1 protein-coding gene is annotated in these 264 nt (G+C 69.7%); it reads right to left on the bottom strand.

Annotated features, from left to right (window positions below):
* On the bottom strand, window positions 1-264 hold a 264-nt coding region (locus KW835_RS26680), incomplete at both ends, for a hypothetical protein (protein ID WP_218387762.1).

Genomic DNA, 264 nt, shown 5'->3' with positions numbered 1-264 from the left:
CGCTGTCTGCGGGGGTGTTGGCACCCGTGTTCTTGGTGAAGCCGGTGATGCGGCCGGCAGGGCTGTATTGCACGGTCCACGCGCGGGCTACCTGGGTCACGGTGCTGTCCTGCGCCGTGGTGCTGGCGGGCTGCCAGAGGTGCTGGATCAGCGTGTGGATGCGGCCGGCCGCGTCGTATTGGTAGCTGCTGAACTCGGTGTCGGTGAGCTGGCCTGCGGTGTTGTAGGTGCGGCTGGCGGGGATGGCCGTGCCGCCGCCGGGCA

This window comes from Acidovorax sp. sic0104 (assembly GCF_019219095.1).
Lineage (GTDB): Bacteria > Pseudomonadota > Gammaproteobacteria > Burkholderiales > Burkholderiaceae_C > Acidovorax.
The sequence above is the reverse complement of the archived record's forward strand: the minus strand, read 5'-3'. Positions and strand labels throughout refer to the sequence as shown.